This window comes from Pontibacillus sp. ABV4_188, assembly GCF_056311905.1.
This window is the reverse complement of the sequence record NZ_CM149975.1, coordinates 1,649,096-1,663,044: the sequence shown is the minus strand read 5'-3', so window position 1 is coordinate 1,663,044 and position 13,949 is coordinate 1,649,096. Positions and strand designations below refer to the sequence as shown.

Annotated in this window: 18 protein-coding genes; 7 read left to right on the top strand and 11 right to left on the bottom strand. The window is 38.8% G+C overall.

Annotated elements, in window-relative coordinates; all coding sequences use genetic code 11:
• Positions 1-178: 178 nt before the first annotated feature.
• Together ACYX4O_RS08450 and glsA are read right to left on the bottom strand one after the other, a co-directional pair.
• Positions 179-460, bottom strand: coding sequence for an Fpa/YlaN family protein (locus ACYX4O_RS08450; RefSeq protein WP_036780890.1), 282 nt, complete (start codon positions 458-460; stop codon positions 179-181).
• A 168-nt stretch (positions 461-628) separates the two neighbouring features.
• Entirely contained in the window at positions 629-1,561 is a 933-nt protein-coding gene (glsA, locus tag ACYX4O_RS08445; RefSeq protein WP_476356322.1) for a glutaminase A, read from the bottom strand.
• A gap of 83 nt (positions 1,562-1,644) precedes the next feature.
• Between glsA and ACYX4O_RS08440 the strand changes: the two genes are divergently transcribed.
• A complete protein-coding gene (locus tag ACYX4O_RS08440; protein WP_476356320.1) occupies positions 1,645-2,136 on the top strand; it encodes a hypothetical protein in 492 nt (163 codons plus the stop codon).
• 46 nt (positions 2,137-2,182) lie between these two features.
• Here the strand turns inward: ACYX4O_RS08440 and ACYX4O_RS08435 are convergent, their stop codons facing one another.
• The gene (locus ACYX4O_RS08435; protein WP_476356318.1) at positions 2,183-3,511 is read right to left on the bottom strand and encodes a PhoH family protein; all 1,329 of its coding nucleotides are present in this window, start codon (positions 3,509-3,511) and stop codon (positions 2,183-2,185) included.
• 121 nt (positions 3,512-3,632) lie between these two features.
• On the opposite strand from ACYX4O_RS08435, the gene ACYX4O_RS08430 reads away from it, so the two are divergent.
• On the top strand, positions 3,633-4,238 hold the full coding sequence (locus ACYX4O_RS08430) for a YhcN/YlaJ family sporulation lipoprotein (protein ID WP_476356316.1): 606 nt from the start codon (positions 3,633-3,635) through the stop codon (positions 4,236-4,238).
• A gap of 3 nt (positions 4,239-4,241) precedes the next feature.
• On the opposite strand, the gene ACYX4O_RS08425 is transcribed toward ACYX4O_RS08430, so the two are convergent.
• Positions 4,242-4,541, bottom strand: a complete 300-nt coding sequence (locus ACYX4O_RS08425) for a hypothetical protein (protein ID WP_476356314.1) — start codon at positions 4,539-4,541, stop codon at positions 4,242-4,244.
• 287 nt (positions 4,542-4,828) lie between these two features.
• On the opposite strand from ACYX4O_RS08425, the gene ACYX4O_RS08420 reads away from it, so the two are divergent.
• The gene (locus tag ACYX4O_RS08420; protein WP_476356312.1) at positions 4,829-5,032 is read left to right on the top strand and encodes a YlaI family protein; all 204 of its coding nucleotides are present in this window, start codon (positions 4,829-4,831) and stop codon (positions 5,030-5,032) included.
• Between the two features lie 34 nt (positions 5,033-5,066).
• On the opposite strand, the gene ACYX4O_RS08415 is transcribed toward ACYX4O_RS08420, so the two are convergent.
• The gene (locus tag ACYX4O_RS08415) at positions 5,067-5,447 is read right to left on the bottom strand and encodes a YlaH-like family protein (protein ID WP_476356310.1); all 381 of its coding nucleotides are present in this window, start codon (positions 5,445-5,447) and stop codon (positions 5,067-5,069) included.
• 148 nt (positions 5,448-5,595) lie between these two features.
• On the opposite strand from ACYX4O_RS08415, the gene ACYX4O_RS08410 reads away from it, so the two are divergent.
• Positions 5,596-5,778: a DUF5325 family protein gene (locus tag ACYX4O_RS08410; protein ID WP_476356308.1), complete on the top strand. Its 183-nt coding sequence runs from the start codon at positions 5,596-5,598 to the stop codon at positions 5,776-5,778.
• Positions 5,779-5,826: 48 nt separating this feature from the next.
• On the opposite strand, the gene ACYX4O_RS08405 is transcribed toward ACYX4O_RS08410, so the two are convergent.
• From ACYX4O_RS08405 to ACYX4O_RS08395, 3 genes are all read right to left on the bottom strand, one after another.
• Positions 5,827-6,390: a YczE/YyaS/YitT family protein gene (locus tag ACYX4O_RS08405; protein ID WP_476356307.1), complete on the bottom strand. Its 564-nt coding sequence runs from the start codon at positions 6,388-6,390 to the stop codon at positions 5,827-5,829.
• A 70-nt stretch (positions 6,391-6,460) separates the two neighbouring features.
• Positions 6,461-7,267 (bottom strand): inositol monophosphatase family protein, encoded by an 807-nt coding sequence (locus ACYX4O_RS08400; protein ID WP_476356305.1) that lies wholly within the window; start codon positions 7,265-7,267, stop codon positions 6,461-6,463.
• 253 nt (positions 7,268-7,520) lie between these two features.
• Positions 7,521-7,709, bottom strand: a complete 189-nt coding sequence (locus ACYX4O_RS08395; protein WP_476356303.1) for a hypothetical protein — start codon at positions 7,707-7,709, stop codon at positions 7,521-7,523.
• Positions 7,710-7,899: 190 nt separating this feature from the next.
• Here ACYX4O_RS08395 and ACYX4O_RS08390 point away from each other — a divergent pair, with 190 nt between their 5' ends.
• Positions 7,900-8,535: a YktB family protein gene (locus tag ACYX4O_RS08390; RefSeq protein ID WP_476356301.1), complete on the top strand. Its 636-nt coding sequence runs from the start codon at positions 7,900-7,902 to the stop codon at positions 8,533-8,535.
• 197 nt (positions 8,536-8,732) lie between these two features.
• Positions 8,733-10,559, top strand: a complete 1,827-nt coding sequence (typA, locus tag ACYX4O_RS08385) for a translational GTPase TypA (RefSeq protein ID WP_476356299.1) — start codon at positions 8,733-8,735, stop codon at positions 10,557-10,559.
• 139 nt (positions 10,560-10,698) lie between these two features.
• Here typA and ACYX4O_RS08380 read toward each other — a convergent pair whose 3' ends face one another.
• Positions 10,699-10,977 (bottom strand): UPF0223 family protein, encoded by a 279-nt coding sequence (locus tag ACYX4O_RS08380; protein WP_476356297.1) that lies wholly within the window; start codon positions 10,975-10,977, stop codon positions 10,699-10,701.
• A gap of 11 nt (positions 10,978-10,988) precedes the next feature.
• Positions 10,989-11,945, bottom strand: a complete 957-nt coding sequence (locus ACYX4O_RS08375) for an NAD(P)H-dependent flavin oxidoreductase (RefSeq protein ID WP_476356295.1) — start codon at positions 11,943-11,945, stop codon at positions 10,989-10,991.
• Positions 11,946-12,083: 138 nt separating this feature from the next.
• Between ACYX4O_RS08375 and ACYX4O_RS08370 the strand changes: the two genes are divergently transcribed.
• Positions 12,084-13,556 (top strand): aminotransferase class I/II-fold pyridoxal phosphate-dependent enzyme, encoded by a 1,473-nt coding sequence (locus ACYX4O_RS08370; protein WP_476356293.1) that lies wholly within the window; start codon positions 12,084-12,086, stop codon positions 13,554-13,556.
• Positions 13,557-13,661: 105 nt separating this feature from the next.
• Here the strand turns inward: ACYX4O_RS08370 and ACYX4O_RS08365 are convergent, their stop codons facing one another.
• Entirely contained in the window at positions 13,662-13,769 is a 108-nt protein-coding gene (locus ACYX4O_RS08365) for a GapA-binding peptide SR1P (RefSeq protein WP_188654949.1), read from the bottom strand.
• Positions 13,770-13,949: the final 180 nt, after the last annotated feature.

Here is a 13,949-nt window from a genome sequence, read left to right as displayed (position 1 = left end):
TTATATTTTTTTACTAGATTAAAGCATCAAATTCCTTCTTTGCAAGAAAAATATTCTTACCCACTATCATACTTTTTCCTTAAGCCTGGTTTATATCACCCCTTTTTCCCGCTACTCAATGCCTAGATAGTAAAAAAACTCAAATGTTCACCAGAGGGGTGAAATTTGAGTTTATCTGTCAGGACTTTTGAGACGCTTCGTGTAGAGCATTCATTTCTTGCTCTAAGTTTTCTAGAAGCTTCTTCCCATCCTCTTCCCTTATTAAATTCAAGCGGACAGCGAAATCAATCTCTCGTGATAGTCCGAACATTTGGGTATCTAGAACCTCTTCATATAGAGGACACTGCGGCATGGTTAGGTTATCCATCTGAACTTTGATGAGTTTAGCTATTTTATCCGCATCAGCCTTAAGAAGGGCGTAGGCTTGTTGGCGATGATCGATCGCGACTTCTGATGACACGTTAATCCCCTCCGATTAAAACAGACTTTCTTCTATTTATATTATAGGTTAAGGGACAAAAATGCAAGGAAAGTTCAGAAAGATAACTACGTTTTCACTTTATTTAAGGATCTGTAAATCCTGCCCATTTTTTCAAAAATAATAACAGCAACCTTTTAAAAAGACTTCTTAAAAGATGGATAACTCCAATCGACTAGAGAGCATTTCTAACAATTGCATCCCAACGACGCTATTGCCTTTCTCATCAAGAGCAGGACCGAAGACTGCAATGCCACCAAAGTCTTTCACAGAACCCATTACAGCTCCAGACACTCCACTTTTAGCTGGTATCCCTACGCGTATAGCAAATGAACCAGAAGCATCATACATGCCACAGGTCACCATGAATGTTTTACATATTCGCGCCAGCTGTCTTGGGATGATTTGACGACCTGATTCAGTGTCTTTGCCTTCATTTGCAAAAACCGCTCCAATACGAGCTAACTGTTTAATATTCACTTCAATAGCGCATTGTTTTGTATAGGTATCTAACAACTCTTCAATTGAACCCTCTATCACGTGATGTTGTTTCATAAAGAATGCAAGTGATCTATTTAGATAAGCTGTTTCGTATTCTGAATTCGCAATTTCTTGGTCATATTGAATGCTATGGTCATTGGCCAATTCATGCACGAATGCTAACAAACGGCCCACTTTTTCATCAGGTGTAGTCCCCTCAATCATATTTGTAACAGCTAAAGCACCAGCATTTATCATTGGATTCAGTGGTTTAGAGGGATTCGTTGTTTCAAGTTTAGCTATCGAATGGAAAGGATCACCGCTTGGTTCTTTTCCTACTCTGGCAAATACATAATCTTCACCTTGATCCATCAAAGCTAACGCTAATGCTAATACTTTGGATATGCTTTGTATCGTAAACGTGTTCTCTGTTTTACCTGCCCCCACACATTCACCATCCAAATGATAAACCCCTATTGCGATATTCTCGCGATCTTGCTTTTCTAGTGCCGGAATGTAGTCAGCCACTTTACCTAATTGAGTAAATGAACGAACATGTTCAATCCATTCATCTACCATTTCCTGACTTACTTTTTTCTGCATCCTGAGTACCTCCTTAGTGCATGATTGGTTTAAGTTCGTTATACTAGGTTCAGAATCTTTTTACAACGAAGGGTGGTCTACCATTGATCATACAATTAACTGGAAACGTAAACTATAGCATTACATTAGACCCTACTGTTTGGATCTTCGATGATCGCAAAGTATCTTTTGAGGAAGCGTTCACATTTCAAACGACGCCAGAAGCAACTGAAGAAGATGAAATCAAAAAAGCATCAGAGTTCTGGGATCGTGAGGTTTATCAACAAAAACTTGATCCTCCTGTAAATAAAAGCATCTCCAAATATGACAAGAAAAAAATATTACAAGGTACTTATGTTATGCCCATTCACCACTTTTTAAAAAATGCTGAGATCAAAGATGAAGCAAAACATGCTTTACTTGTAACTGAATCAGGTGATACAAGAATTACGCTAGACCAATTAAACCAGTCTCTCTTTTTATTTTCACAAGATGGCAAGCCTTTAAACCAAGAAGGTCCCGTTCATGTGTTCTTCCAAGATGGTTCTAATAAAGACGAGCCTGTAAAAGGTGTCAAAAAAATTGTGATTGATTAATATGTAAAAAATAAACCCCGGCCATGTTTTTGGACGGGGTTTATTACTATAGAAAATCGGCTGATAGTTGAGCTAAAGGTGAACGCTCACCTTTAACTAGCTTAACGTGCCCACTTAAGTTTTGATCTTTGAATTTCTCTACTACGTGAATAAGACCGTTATTGAATTCATCTAAATAAGGATGGTCTATTTGATGAGGGTCTCCTAATAAGACGACTTTACTTCCTTCACCAATCCTAGTAAGTATGGTTTTAACTTCATGCTTGGTAAGATTTTGTGCCTCATCTATAAGGATCAGCTGCTCAGGAATACTTCTTCCTCTTATATAAGTGAGTGCTTCAACTTGTATGGAACCAATACCGGATAAGATTTGATCAAGTTCCCCCGGTTTTTTTACATCAAACAAATATTCCAAGTTATCATAAATCGGCTGCATCCATGGTCTTAATTTCTCTTCTTTCTCACCTGGCAGATACCCTAAATCTTTCCCTAAAGGCACAATAGGACGGGCTACAAGAAGCTTTTTATAGAAACCATAGTCTTCAATTTGCATAAGTCCTGCTGCTAAAGCAAGTAAAGTCTTACCTGTTCCTGCTTTACCGATCATCGTAACCAAAGGAATATCCCGCCTTAACAATAACTCCAAAGCCATAACCTGCTGAGCGTTCCTTGGCCTTATCCCCCATGCTTGTTCATTTTGGAATCTGCATTTCTGCAGTAGACCCTCAAGATGTTTTACAATGCCTATAGCAGAGTGGGAAGGATTAGCTCGGTTTTTTAAAATCATAAATTCATTTGGATGGAGAGAGGCTAACAACTCTTTCGAAAGAGCTAATTCCCCCGTTTGAAAAAATAGATTAATTTCATCTTCATTCACGTATAGTTCCTTATAACCATTTAGAATTGTATCTTCATTGACGGCTCTTTCACTAAGAAAGTCTTCAGCAACAAGTCCAATCGCGTCTGCTTTAATTCGCATCAACATGTCTTTTGAAACTAAAACAACTTGTCTTCCTGCGTTTTTATCCTTCTCCTCAAGATGCAAGTTAAGCGTGACCGCTAAAATCCGATTATCATTTGTACGCTCCATAAACACTTCTTCCAACTTTGTAAATGACCTATGATTTAATTCAACTCTAAGTGTTCCTCCGCTTTCAAGTTGAACGCCCTCGTGGAGCTTACCATTTACCCTCAAACGATCCATAATTCTTGACACTTCTCTGGCATTCCGTCCAACTTCATCCATATTTCTTTTTTTTGAATCCACTTCTTCCAGTACAATGGCTGGAATAACGACCTCATTTTGACCAAAAGTATAAATTGATCGCGGGTCTTGTAACAACACGTTTGTATCTAATACGTAAATTTTTTCCATTCAGCCGCCTCCTGAGAATTGGTCTACATTGTTTGGCAAGGCTTCCTATTTCCACTATATGCTTGTATGTATAAAGTTAGACGAACTTCAAAATATAACATCAAATAAAGGAGTGAGAACTATGAAATTTATCTTCATCATTGGTTTAGCTATTGCTTTAACAGCCTGTCAATCAAATGAACAGGAAAGCCTGCCACAACAAGAGAATCAAAGCCCCACTATCCAAGTTCAAGATTCTGACCCCGCTCCAAAAGAAAAAATGAGCAATCGAAAGCGTTCTAAACATTTAGCAAGAGTCGCTAATGAAGTGCCTGATGTTCATAAAGCTACCGCTGTCGTAGCAGGTCCATATGTAGTCGTCGCTATAGACGTAGATAAGTCTCTTGATCGGTCCCGCGTAGGGTCTATTAAGTATTCTGTAGCTGAAGCTTTAAAGAAAGATCCATACGGCAAAGATGCAATTGTTATAGCTGATGCTGATGGCTATGAGCGCGTTAAACAAATGGGCAAAAAAATAAGACAAGGACATCCTATTCAAGGTATTACGGATGAACTTTCAGCTATTGTAGGAAGGTATATGCCAGAAGTTCCAGTACCAGAAAATAAGCCAACAGAACCAGATCAAGACAAAGGTAAACTGCCTACTGAGCAAAAAAATGAGCTCGAAGAAATTCAAGACGAACAATCCAATGATTATAAAGACAAAAAAACACCTAAATCTGATTAAGATTTAGGTGTTTTGCTTTTCTAGCTCTTTTTCTTCTTCTTGCAATTCATTATAATATTGAACCCCAAACTGAGAGCCTTCATCGACCATCTTCGTATTTTCAGTATGATCGACTTCAGGTACACCTGCTTTCTCAACAGGAAGGTCATCTTGGTTGTCTTTTTGGATGGAGTTTTGAACAGTTGTTGATAGAGATTTAGCTCGCTCTTTCAAGTCATTTCTTCTCTTTTCATCTTTAAGTACGTACATTGCGGCTCCTGCACTAGCTGCTCCCACTGCCGAATAAATCCAACGTTTTTTCATCCATTTCACCCTTTCAACGTATTCTATTTAACCATTTCCCATAAAAAGTTAGCTCTAAACAACCTTTTTTAAACTTATAGTTATCATCTGCTTCTGTAGTACAACAAAAGCAGTCCTCACATAAAAGGACTCATATGTTAGAGAGTAGAGTATAAAGTAGATCACTTATTAGTCACATATAAGTCAGGGATCCCCACTTCTTACAAATTTTCGAACATCTATTAGTACATAAGAGACGAACATGTTATAATACAAAAGCAAAGAGAGAAATAATTGAGGTGAAACCGATGCGTGTAAAATGTGTATTATGCGATGATGTTCATTCGATCGACGGAAACTCTTTGCAAGCGAAACGTATGCGTAACAAAAGAATCAATACGTATATGTGCCCACCCTGCAACGATCGAATTGAAAAAAAGACAAATGCAAGAAAAGCAACAGGCAATTTTAACCTTTACAGAGAACCAAAGAGTGATGAAAGTTTAATATAAAGAAAAGCCTGCACAGTGTGCAGGCTTTTTCTATTTATGAGGCTTCTGTTTTTCTTCCTTTTCGTTCATTGTGTAAACGTACTCTGTAAATTCCTAATACAAGCGACGAAACAAAAAGGCCTTCTGCAATTGGCAAGGACAACCCTAGTGGCACTGTTAAAATGGTGCACCCTGCAGCTAAAACAACGTAAATCACTGCAGATTTAAGGACTGGTAACTTTTTAGCAAACCCTAATTTATAAGTTAGAATCGCTAAGCCTAGAATAATTAAATATAAAAATAAAACGCTTCGAATAGCAAGCGCTACTTCATCATCACTATTCAAATTGATTTCTCCACCTAACCTACTAAACAAAAAGCTGGCTACAGGCGACAGATCATTAGGAATTTGAAGAATATTACCCGCTTCATTCATCTGTGTTTCCCCCTATTACTCGTTACATAGATCTCTTTCTATCATACTAAATCTTCTGACTACCCGCCACCCTCTTATTGGATTCGTTTTCAAAAGTAGTAAAATACGATAAACTTATTACTAGCATGCACACAAGAGGTGAACAATAATGAAAAATGTAAACATCCCACTTTTTCTCTTAGCACTCTTAGCCGTATTTTGTTTTATGTTAGTAGGGGTAGCTATAGGATACCGTTCAATCATTTTTTCTCTATTATTTCTACTGTTAGGATTTTCAGTTATGGGCTTTGGCTTCGTGGTGAAGCGCAAGCAGCGTAATCAAGAAGCTTAAATTCATACTTACTCCATTACAGCAAAAGCTCAAGCAACTCCCTTAAAGTCAGGAGTATACTTGAGCTTTTGTAATGCGATTTAAACCTTTATCAAATAAAGTAACAAAAGGTCCTATCAGAAGAATAGCAATCCCTGTCCCTATACCTACAGTTCCCCCTATTAACAAGGATATAGCTAGGAGTATGAGGCTTACAACGGTTTTTGACATTCCCAAACTAAAGCCTGTCAATTTACTAACCACAAACATCGATCCATCCACGGGATTATAAGCAAATTTACTTCGTACATAAATCGCCACACCAAGACCTAATAAGAGAATACCAACAATAAGTAAACTATATGCGAGCCCACTGCTATTAACTTCCATCGAACTAAAAACGCCATGCAGCCAAAAATCTATCCCGATCCCGGTTACCACCGCTGTTCCAAGCGCTAATAGATCTGGTTTCTTACGTATTAAAATGGCATTTATACAAACAAGCAAGAACCCGTTAATAACCTCCCAAGTCCCTGTAGTTAATCCTACAGCATCTGATAGCCCTACATTTAGAGAGTCAAAAGGCATGGTGCCTAAATTGGCTATAATTGTAAGGCTGATTCCAAGAGTCATGATTCATAATCCAATTAAGTAATAGAGTACTCTATTCACACACTCCCCTCCTTTTTAAGGAACGCTCCCATTATTTCTTTAGCTCGATATGTTTATCAATAATCTCGCTATGAATGGCACGATTAGAAGCAATTATAGAGTTAGTCGTTAACATATTCACTTCTGTACCATCTGCTTTTGTAGTAATGCCGCCTACTTCATTTAAAAGCACAATCCCAGCAGCTATATCCCACGGAGCCAGACGCATTGTCACGTAAGCATCCATATTCCCTTCTACGACATAGGCAAACTCTAATGCAGCTGACCCGTACGAACGGGTTCCTCTTACTTTTCTGATAAGCTCTTGCATTCCTTTTTTATCTACACGAGGGTTTTCTGTAGCCCAAAAGGCATTTAAACCAACAATCGATCTTTCTAAAACAACATCAGATGACAAAGGCGAAAGCTTGCGATCATTTTTATAAGCCCCTTCACCCCGCTTACTCTGGTATAAAACGTCTCCCATAACATCATAAATAAAGCCAATTTCTCCTATACCATCTCTATATATTCCAACTGAAATAGCAAAGTTTTGTTTTTGATGAACGAAATTCATGGTTCCATCAATTGGATCCACAATCCAAACGGTGCCATTCAAGTCCTTCAAATCATCACCGAAACCTTCTTCCCCAAGCAAGCGATGATCAGGATATGTTTCACGTATCTTTTTAGCAAAGAATTGCTCCGTGTTTTGATCAATCTCTGTCACAAGATCATCCGGAGTAGATTTGGTCTCTATTACAAATGGTTCATTCATTTTTGCTCGAATTCGTTCTCCTGCTTCTAAAATCCACTTTTTAGCTTGTTCAAATATAAGTTGCTTTTGTTGATCATTCATGCGAGTCGAACTCCTTCTATTCATTAGATTAATTCCAATGGTATCAAAATTTTGGTATTCCTTCATCTTTTTCACTCTTCATGTGGCATGTCCAAGTAAATCGTTCTTTAGATAGCCCATCACTGTGGGAGTTCAAGAATACCCCTTCCTTTTGTCCTTTGACTTTAAGGTACCCTTCTCCATTTTTAATTCACCACATGAATATATGCGCAGGCGTAAAAAAGAACGAGCTATGAACTCGTTCTTGGTATAGCTATGAAGTCAGGTGAACCCATTCCTTCCTTAACTGCTCTAAACGCTCTTTCGATTGGCTTACTTGATGGGTATCCTCATCTTCCATCGCTTCAAAAAGTGTCATTAATTCATAATCAATCTCCATTTTCACAACAGGTAACCTCTCCATCACTTCCCTTTTACGCAGGCTATCCATTACTCGTTTCATTTGTGACTCCTCCTAGAGAGCTCTTTTAGTATATATATGTGAAAACCTTCAAATCTGACAAATGTTTTATTACTTTTATTTATCCAAATAGCGCCCGATTTAAACCTCAACCGTGCAGTTAGGCGACTTGATAAGATCTATGATAGAATTTTATAGTATTACCCTTGTAATGAAAGAAAGGAGTTCATATATGACACAATTTAATGGATTTACAGAAAAAGATTTTGACGTTTTTACTATTCATGGCCTTGAAGATCGTATGAGTGCATTAAAGAGTGAGGTTTCACCAAAATTAGAATCAATTGCAGAAGAGCTCGCACCTGTTTTAACAGCACTAACAGGAGATGAAATGCATGTACATGTGGCTAAACATGCCAGAAGAACAACCAACCCACCTAATGACACATGGGCTGCACTTGCGGGTAGCAAAAGAGGCTACAAGAAGCTCCCTCACTTTCAAATCGGTTTGTGGGAAAGTCACGTGTTCATTTGGTTTGCTATGATTTATGAAAGTCCAATAAAAGAAGACTACGCTCAGGTACTGAAAAACCATCAAGAAGAAGTTCGGGATCATATACCTGCTGATTTCGTTTGGTCAAAGGATCATACAAAACCTGGTGCAACACCTCATAAAGATTTAAACGAAAATGATTTCACTCAACTATTGGATCGTTTACAATCTGTAAAAAAAGCTGAAATTCTTTGTGGTATTCACATCGACCGAAATGATGTTATCCTTAAAGATCGGGATGCGTTTTTGAATAAATGTGAAGAAACATTCAACACCCTTTCTTACTTGTACCAACTAACAAAAGAGGTTGGATAAAGGTTTAAAAGGGTAAAAAGTTGTCAAAGCTACAGCTTAGTTTCTCAAAAAACGCCTTCCACAGGCGTTTTTTCATGCTTGTAATGGATTAAACTTATGTAAATTATCACGCTAAACACAATTAACACCGTGATATATGTTATAATAACTTAGTTCAATGAGAACGCCATTCGAACTATAGAGGAGAGTATTAAGGAATGAACGTAAGACAAGACCTAAGAAATATTGCAATTATCGCCCACGTTGACCACGGTAAAACTACTTTAGTTGACCAAATGCTTCACTACTCTGGTACATTCCGTGATAATGAACACGTAGACGATCGTGCAATGGATTCCAACGATCTTGAGAAAGAGCGAGGAATCACAATTTTAGCGAAAAACACAGCCATTTCATATAACGATACGCACATTAACATTTTAGATACACCTGGCCACGCCGACTTCGGCGGTGAAGTGGAACGGATTATGAAGATGGTAGACGGTGTACTACTTGTTGTTGATGCCTATGAAGGGTGTATGCCTCAAACCCGCTTCGTTTTAAAGAAAGCGTTAGAGCAAAAACTAACTCCAGTGGTTGTATTAAATAAAATCGACCGTCCAAATGCCCGTCCAGAAGAAGTAGTTGACGAAGTATTAGACCTATTTATCGAATTAGGCGCAGACGAAGATCAGCTTGAATTCCCTGTTGTATATGCTTCTGCACTTCAAGGAACATCTGGGGTTGAGCCAGAAGATCAACAAGAGACAATGGATCCAATCTTCACAACGATTATGGATAACATCCCTGCTCCAGTTGATAATTCTGACGAAGGATTACAGTTCCAAATTACGTTGCTAGACTATAACGAATATGTAGGACGTATCGGTGTTGGACGTGTCTTCCGCGGAAGTATTGCTGTTGGACAACCGGTATCACTTATGAAGAAAGACGGGTCTGTTCAAAACTTCCGTATTTCGAAGCTGTATGGCTTTATTGGACTAAAACGTGTTGAAATTCAAGAAGCCAAAGCAGGTGACATTGTTGCAGTAGCTGGTCTTGAAGGAATTAACGTTGGTGAAACAGTAACGAGTCAAGATTCACCAGAAGCGTTACCGATCCCACGTATTGATGAGCCTACACTTCAAATGACGTTCCTAGTAAACAACAGTCCATTTGCTGGTAAAGAAGGTAAATTCATCACAGCACGTAAGATTGAAGAACGCCTTCTAACACAGTTAGAAACAGACGTTAGTTTACGTGTTCAGGAAACAGAATCTCCTGATAAATGGGTCGTAAGTGGTCGTGGTGAGCTTCACTTATCTATTCTGATTGAGAACATGCGCCGTGAAGGTTACGAGCTACAGATTTCAAAACCACAAGTAATCATCAAAGAAGTTGATGGGGTAAAATGCGAACCAATGGAACGCGTACAAGTGGACGTACCAGAAGATTACCAAGGTACTGTTATGGAATCTCTAGGCTACCGTAAAGGTGAAATGTTAGATATGATGAACGATGGTAATGGCCAAGTTCGCCTAGAGTTTAAAGTCCCTTCCCGTGGCCTAATCGGTTATGCAACAGAATTCATGTCTCAAACGCGTGGTTACGGTATCCTTAACCATACATTTGATGGCTATGAGCCTGTTGTAGAGGGTACAGTTGGTGGACGCCGTCGCGGAGTACTTGTTGCTCTTGAGAACGGTAAAGCCTCCACTTACGGAATCATGCAGCTTGAAGACCGCGGTACAATCTTTGTTGAACCAACAACAGATGTATACGCAGGTATGATTGTTGGTGAGCATAACCGTGAGAACGACTTAACAGTTAACATCACTAAGGAAAAACACCTTACAAACATCCGTTCAGCTAACAAAGACCAAACGAATACAATCAAAGGTGTCCGTAAAATGACCCTTGAAGAAGCGATCCAATACCTTGACGATGACGAGTTCTGTGAAGTTACACCAGAAAACGTACGTCTCCGTAAGAAGATCCTTAACAAAAACGAACGTGAAAAAGACGCTAAAAAAGGCAAGCAATAAAGATTTTTAAAAAAAGGCTGTTCCTATTAAGGAACAGCCTTTTTTCTCGTTGAATAATCTAGCATTACCGTGCAAAATTTAAGTGACTGAATCCAACCCTGGATTCAGTCATTTTTCGTTTAAAAACTTATACTCATAATCAAAGTTTTACTATATCGCCATCTGAAGCATTACGAGCGGCCTTTATCGTTTTATATAGAGAATATCCTGATTGTTGCTCAAAGTCTGCTCCTAGAGTCTTCTCTTCACTCTTTGAAGGAACGATCTGCTTAAAACGAGTATAAGCAAGCATCAACTCTTCCTTCTTTACTCCTGACTCGTTTGCTTTCTCTACTAAGTTATAAAGGTTAACCACATCAATAATCTCTTCTGTACTCCAGTGTTCTGTATCTAACGGATAATTATAATCAGCGCTCATCGTTTCTCTCCTTATCTTTTCCACTTTGTTCGAATTTGGTCTGCTTCTGCAATTATTCTTTGCATCAAGATCTCTGTAGTAGGTATATCGTCAATTCTCCCTATTACTTGTCCAGCCCAGCCAAATCCTTTGTAGTGGTCTCCTTCATAAATATATCGTTTGTTTGCTTCCCCGCCGATATACGATTTTAACACGCTTATACCGGGATCGTCTTGTTCTAATTTCAGAATTTCTTCTGTCCAAGGATTTAGCAAAGCTCTTCCAGGGGTTCCAAGAGACCGTTTAATCACTACCGTTGCTTGTTCATCCCCTTCAATGATGGCCCGTTTATAAGAGGGGTGAGCATGTCGGCACTCTTTCGTTGCAATAAAACGAGTTCCCATCTCAATTCCTTCTGCTCCTAGAGCAAGCGCAGCCATAAACCCTCTCCCGTCTCCAATGCCACCTGAAGCAATAACTGGTATAGAAACGGCATCAACAACCTGAGGGGTAAGAACCATCGTCCCTACATCGGCTCTTCCAAGATGCCCTCCTCCTTCTTGCCCCACCACCATAACTGCATCAGCACCTAACGCTTCCGCTTTAACAGCTTGACGTTTTGCTGCAACTAGAACAAGTGACTTTATGGAATAAGGCTTCACCATATCTAATACAGGCTTAGGGTTCCCACCTGTTACAGATATGACGGGTACCTGTTCATCAATTGCTACTTGGACCATATGTTCAAATGGCCTTCCGTGTTGTCCTATGGCAAAATTTACTCCGAAAGGTTTGTCTGTTTTTTGTTTTACTTTATGTATTTCTTCTTTTAATGCCTCCGGTGACGATAAACTCATCGCTGTAATTTGTCCAAGTCCGCCTGCATTTGATACAGCTGACGCAAGGTCTGAATAAGCTAAATAAGCTAAACCACCTTGAATGATTGGATACTTTATATTTAATAAACGTGTTACACGAGTCTCGTACATAGCGCGCCCCTCCTTACTAAAAATTTTCAATCTTCTTATATCGTATCAGAAAACGTTTTTTTGTGTGAGTATCTAGCTTTTCTTCCCCTCTTTTGCTATACTTTCTTTGCTTTACTAAATGATTAAGAGGTGTTGTATTTGTCTCAACAGCGCACGCCCTTGTTTACAGGGCTATTAGACCACGCAAAACAAAACCCTGTGCAATTCCACATACCTGGTCATAAAACAGGGAAAGGAATGGACGAAGATTTCAGAAAATTCATAGGGGATCAGGCTCTATCGATTGATTTAATTAACATAAGTCCTCTGGATGACCTCCATCACCCACATGGTATGATTAAAGAAGCACAAAATCTTGCCGCAGAAGCATTTGGTGCCGACCATACTTTCTTCTCTGTTCAAGGGACAAGTGGAGCGATTATGGCTATGATTATGTCGGTTTGCCACCCTGGTGATAAGATTGTTGTTCCAAGGAACGTTCATAAATCTGTGACATCAGCCATCATATTTTCAGGTGCTACCCCTGTCTTTATCCATCCAGAATTAGATGAGAATTTAGGTATTTCTCATGGGATCACACCAGAGGCCGTCCAAAAAGCTCTCACAGCTAACCCCGATGCTAAGGGAGTATTTGTCATTAATCCTACTTACTTCGGTATTTCAGCTGATTTAAAAAAAATCGTTGAAATTGCTCATTCATATGACGTTCCTGTTTTAGTAGACGAAGCACATGGGGTGCATATCCATTTTCATGAGGAATTACCCCTTTCCGCCATGCAAGCCGGCGCAGATATGGCGGCCACTAGCGTACACAAATTAGGTGGTTCGTTAACGCAAAGCTCTGTCTTAAACTTAAAATCTCACTACGTAACACCCGAGCGCGTTCAGTCTGTCCTTTCGATGCTAACGACTACATCTACATCATATATTTTGTTAGCTTCTTTAGATGCTGCAAGAAAGCATTTGGCTATTAATGGCCGTAGACTTATTGATGATACCATCAAACTTGCAGAAAAAACTAGAAAACAAATCAACAGTGTGCCTCATCTTATATGCGTTGGGGATGAAATAATCGGGAGTAACGCAACGTATGATTATGATCCGACGAAACTCATCATATCGGTAAAGCAATTAGGGATTACCGGATACGATGTAGAAGTTTGGCTTAGAGAACGATTTAATATTGAAGTTGAACTCTCTGACTTATATAACATTCTTTGCATTGTCACACCAGGTGATACAGATGAAGAAACAGGGATTTTAGTGCACGCATTAAAAATACTTTCAGAAGAATTTGAAGTAAAGAATAAAAATGAAGAACCGTTACAAGTAGAAGTTCCAGATATCCCGGTACTAGCACTATCACCCAGGGATGCTTTTTATGCGGACACAGAAATTGTTTCTTTAGACCATTCAATTGGAAGGATTAGCGCCGAATTTGTTATGGTCTATCCTCCTGGTATCCCAATTTGGCTTCCTGGTGAAATCATTACAAAAGAAAACATTCAATACATCCATTCCAATATGGATGCTGGCTTACCTGTTCAAGGCCCAGAGGATGAGACGCTTAAATCCATTCGTGTAATTAAAGAACATAAAGCATTTCGATAAGTGAATAAAGACTTGTAATTAAAATGAGCAGAGGACAAAATCTGAAGTAGATTTCGTCCTCTGCTATTTTTATGTGTTTTATTTGTGATCTTCTAAAACTCTTACTTATTCTTCTTCATTACACGTCGTGCATGTTCCGTAAAGAGTTGATACCTTCTCATCCTCGTAGTGATCAATAATCCCCTGACAATCCTGACAAACGATAGTACCCATTGAATATCCAACTCCTTTGTTAGCGTTTTCATTTAACTTAATTACATTATAGTATGACATATAAAAGATTTCAACCCTTAATTAGTATGTCATAATACAAAATGGGCAATACTTTTAATTTAAGTAAATTTCCCTCCTCCTCAAATGGTGAGTAAGCTAAATTTCCACGCCTTCCTTACT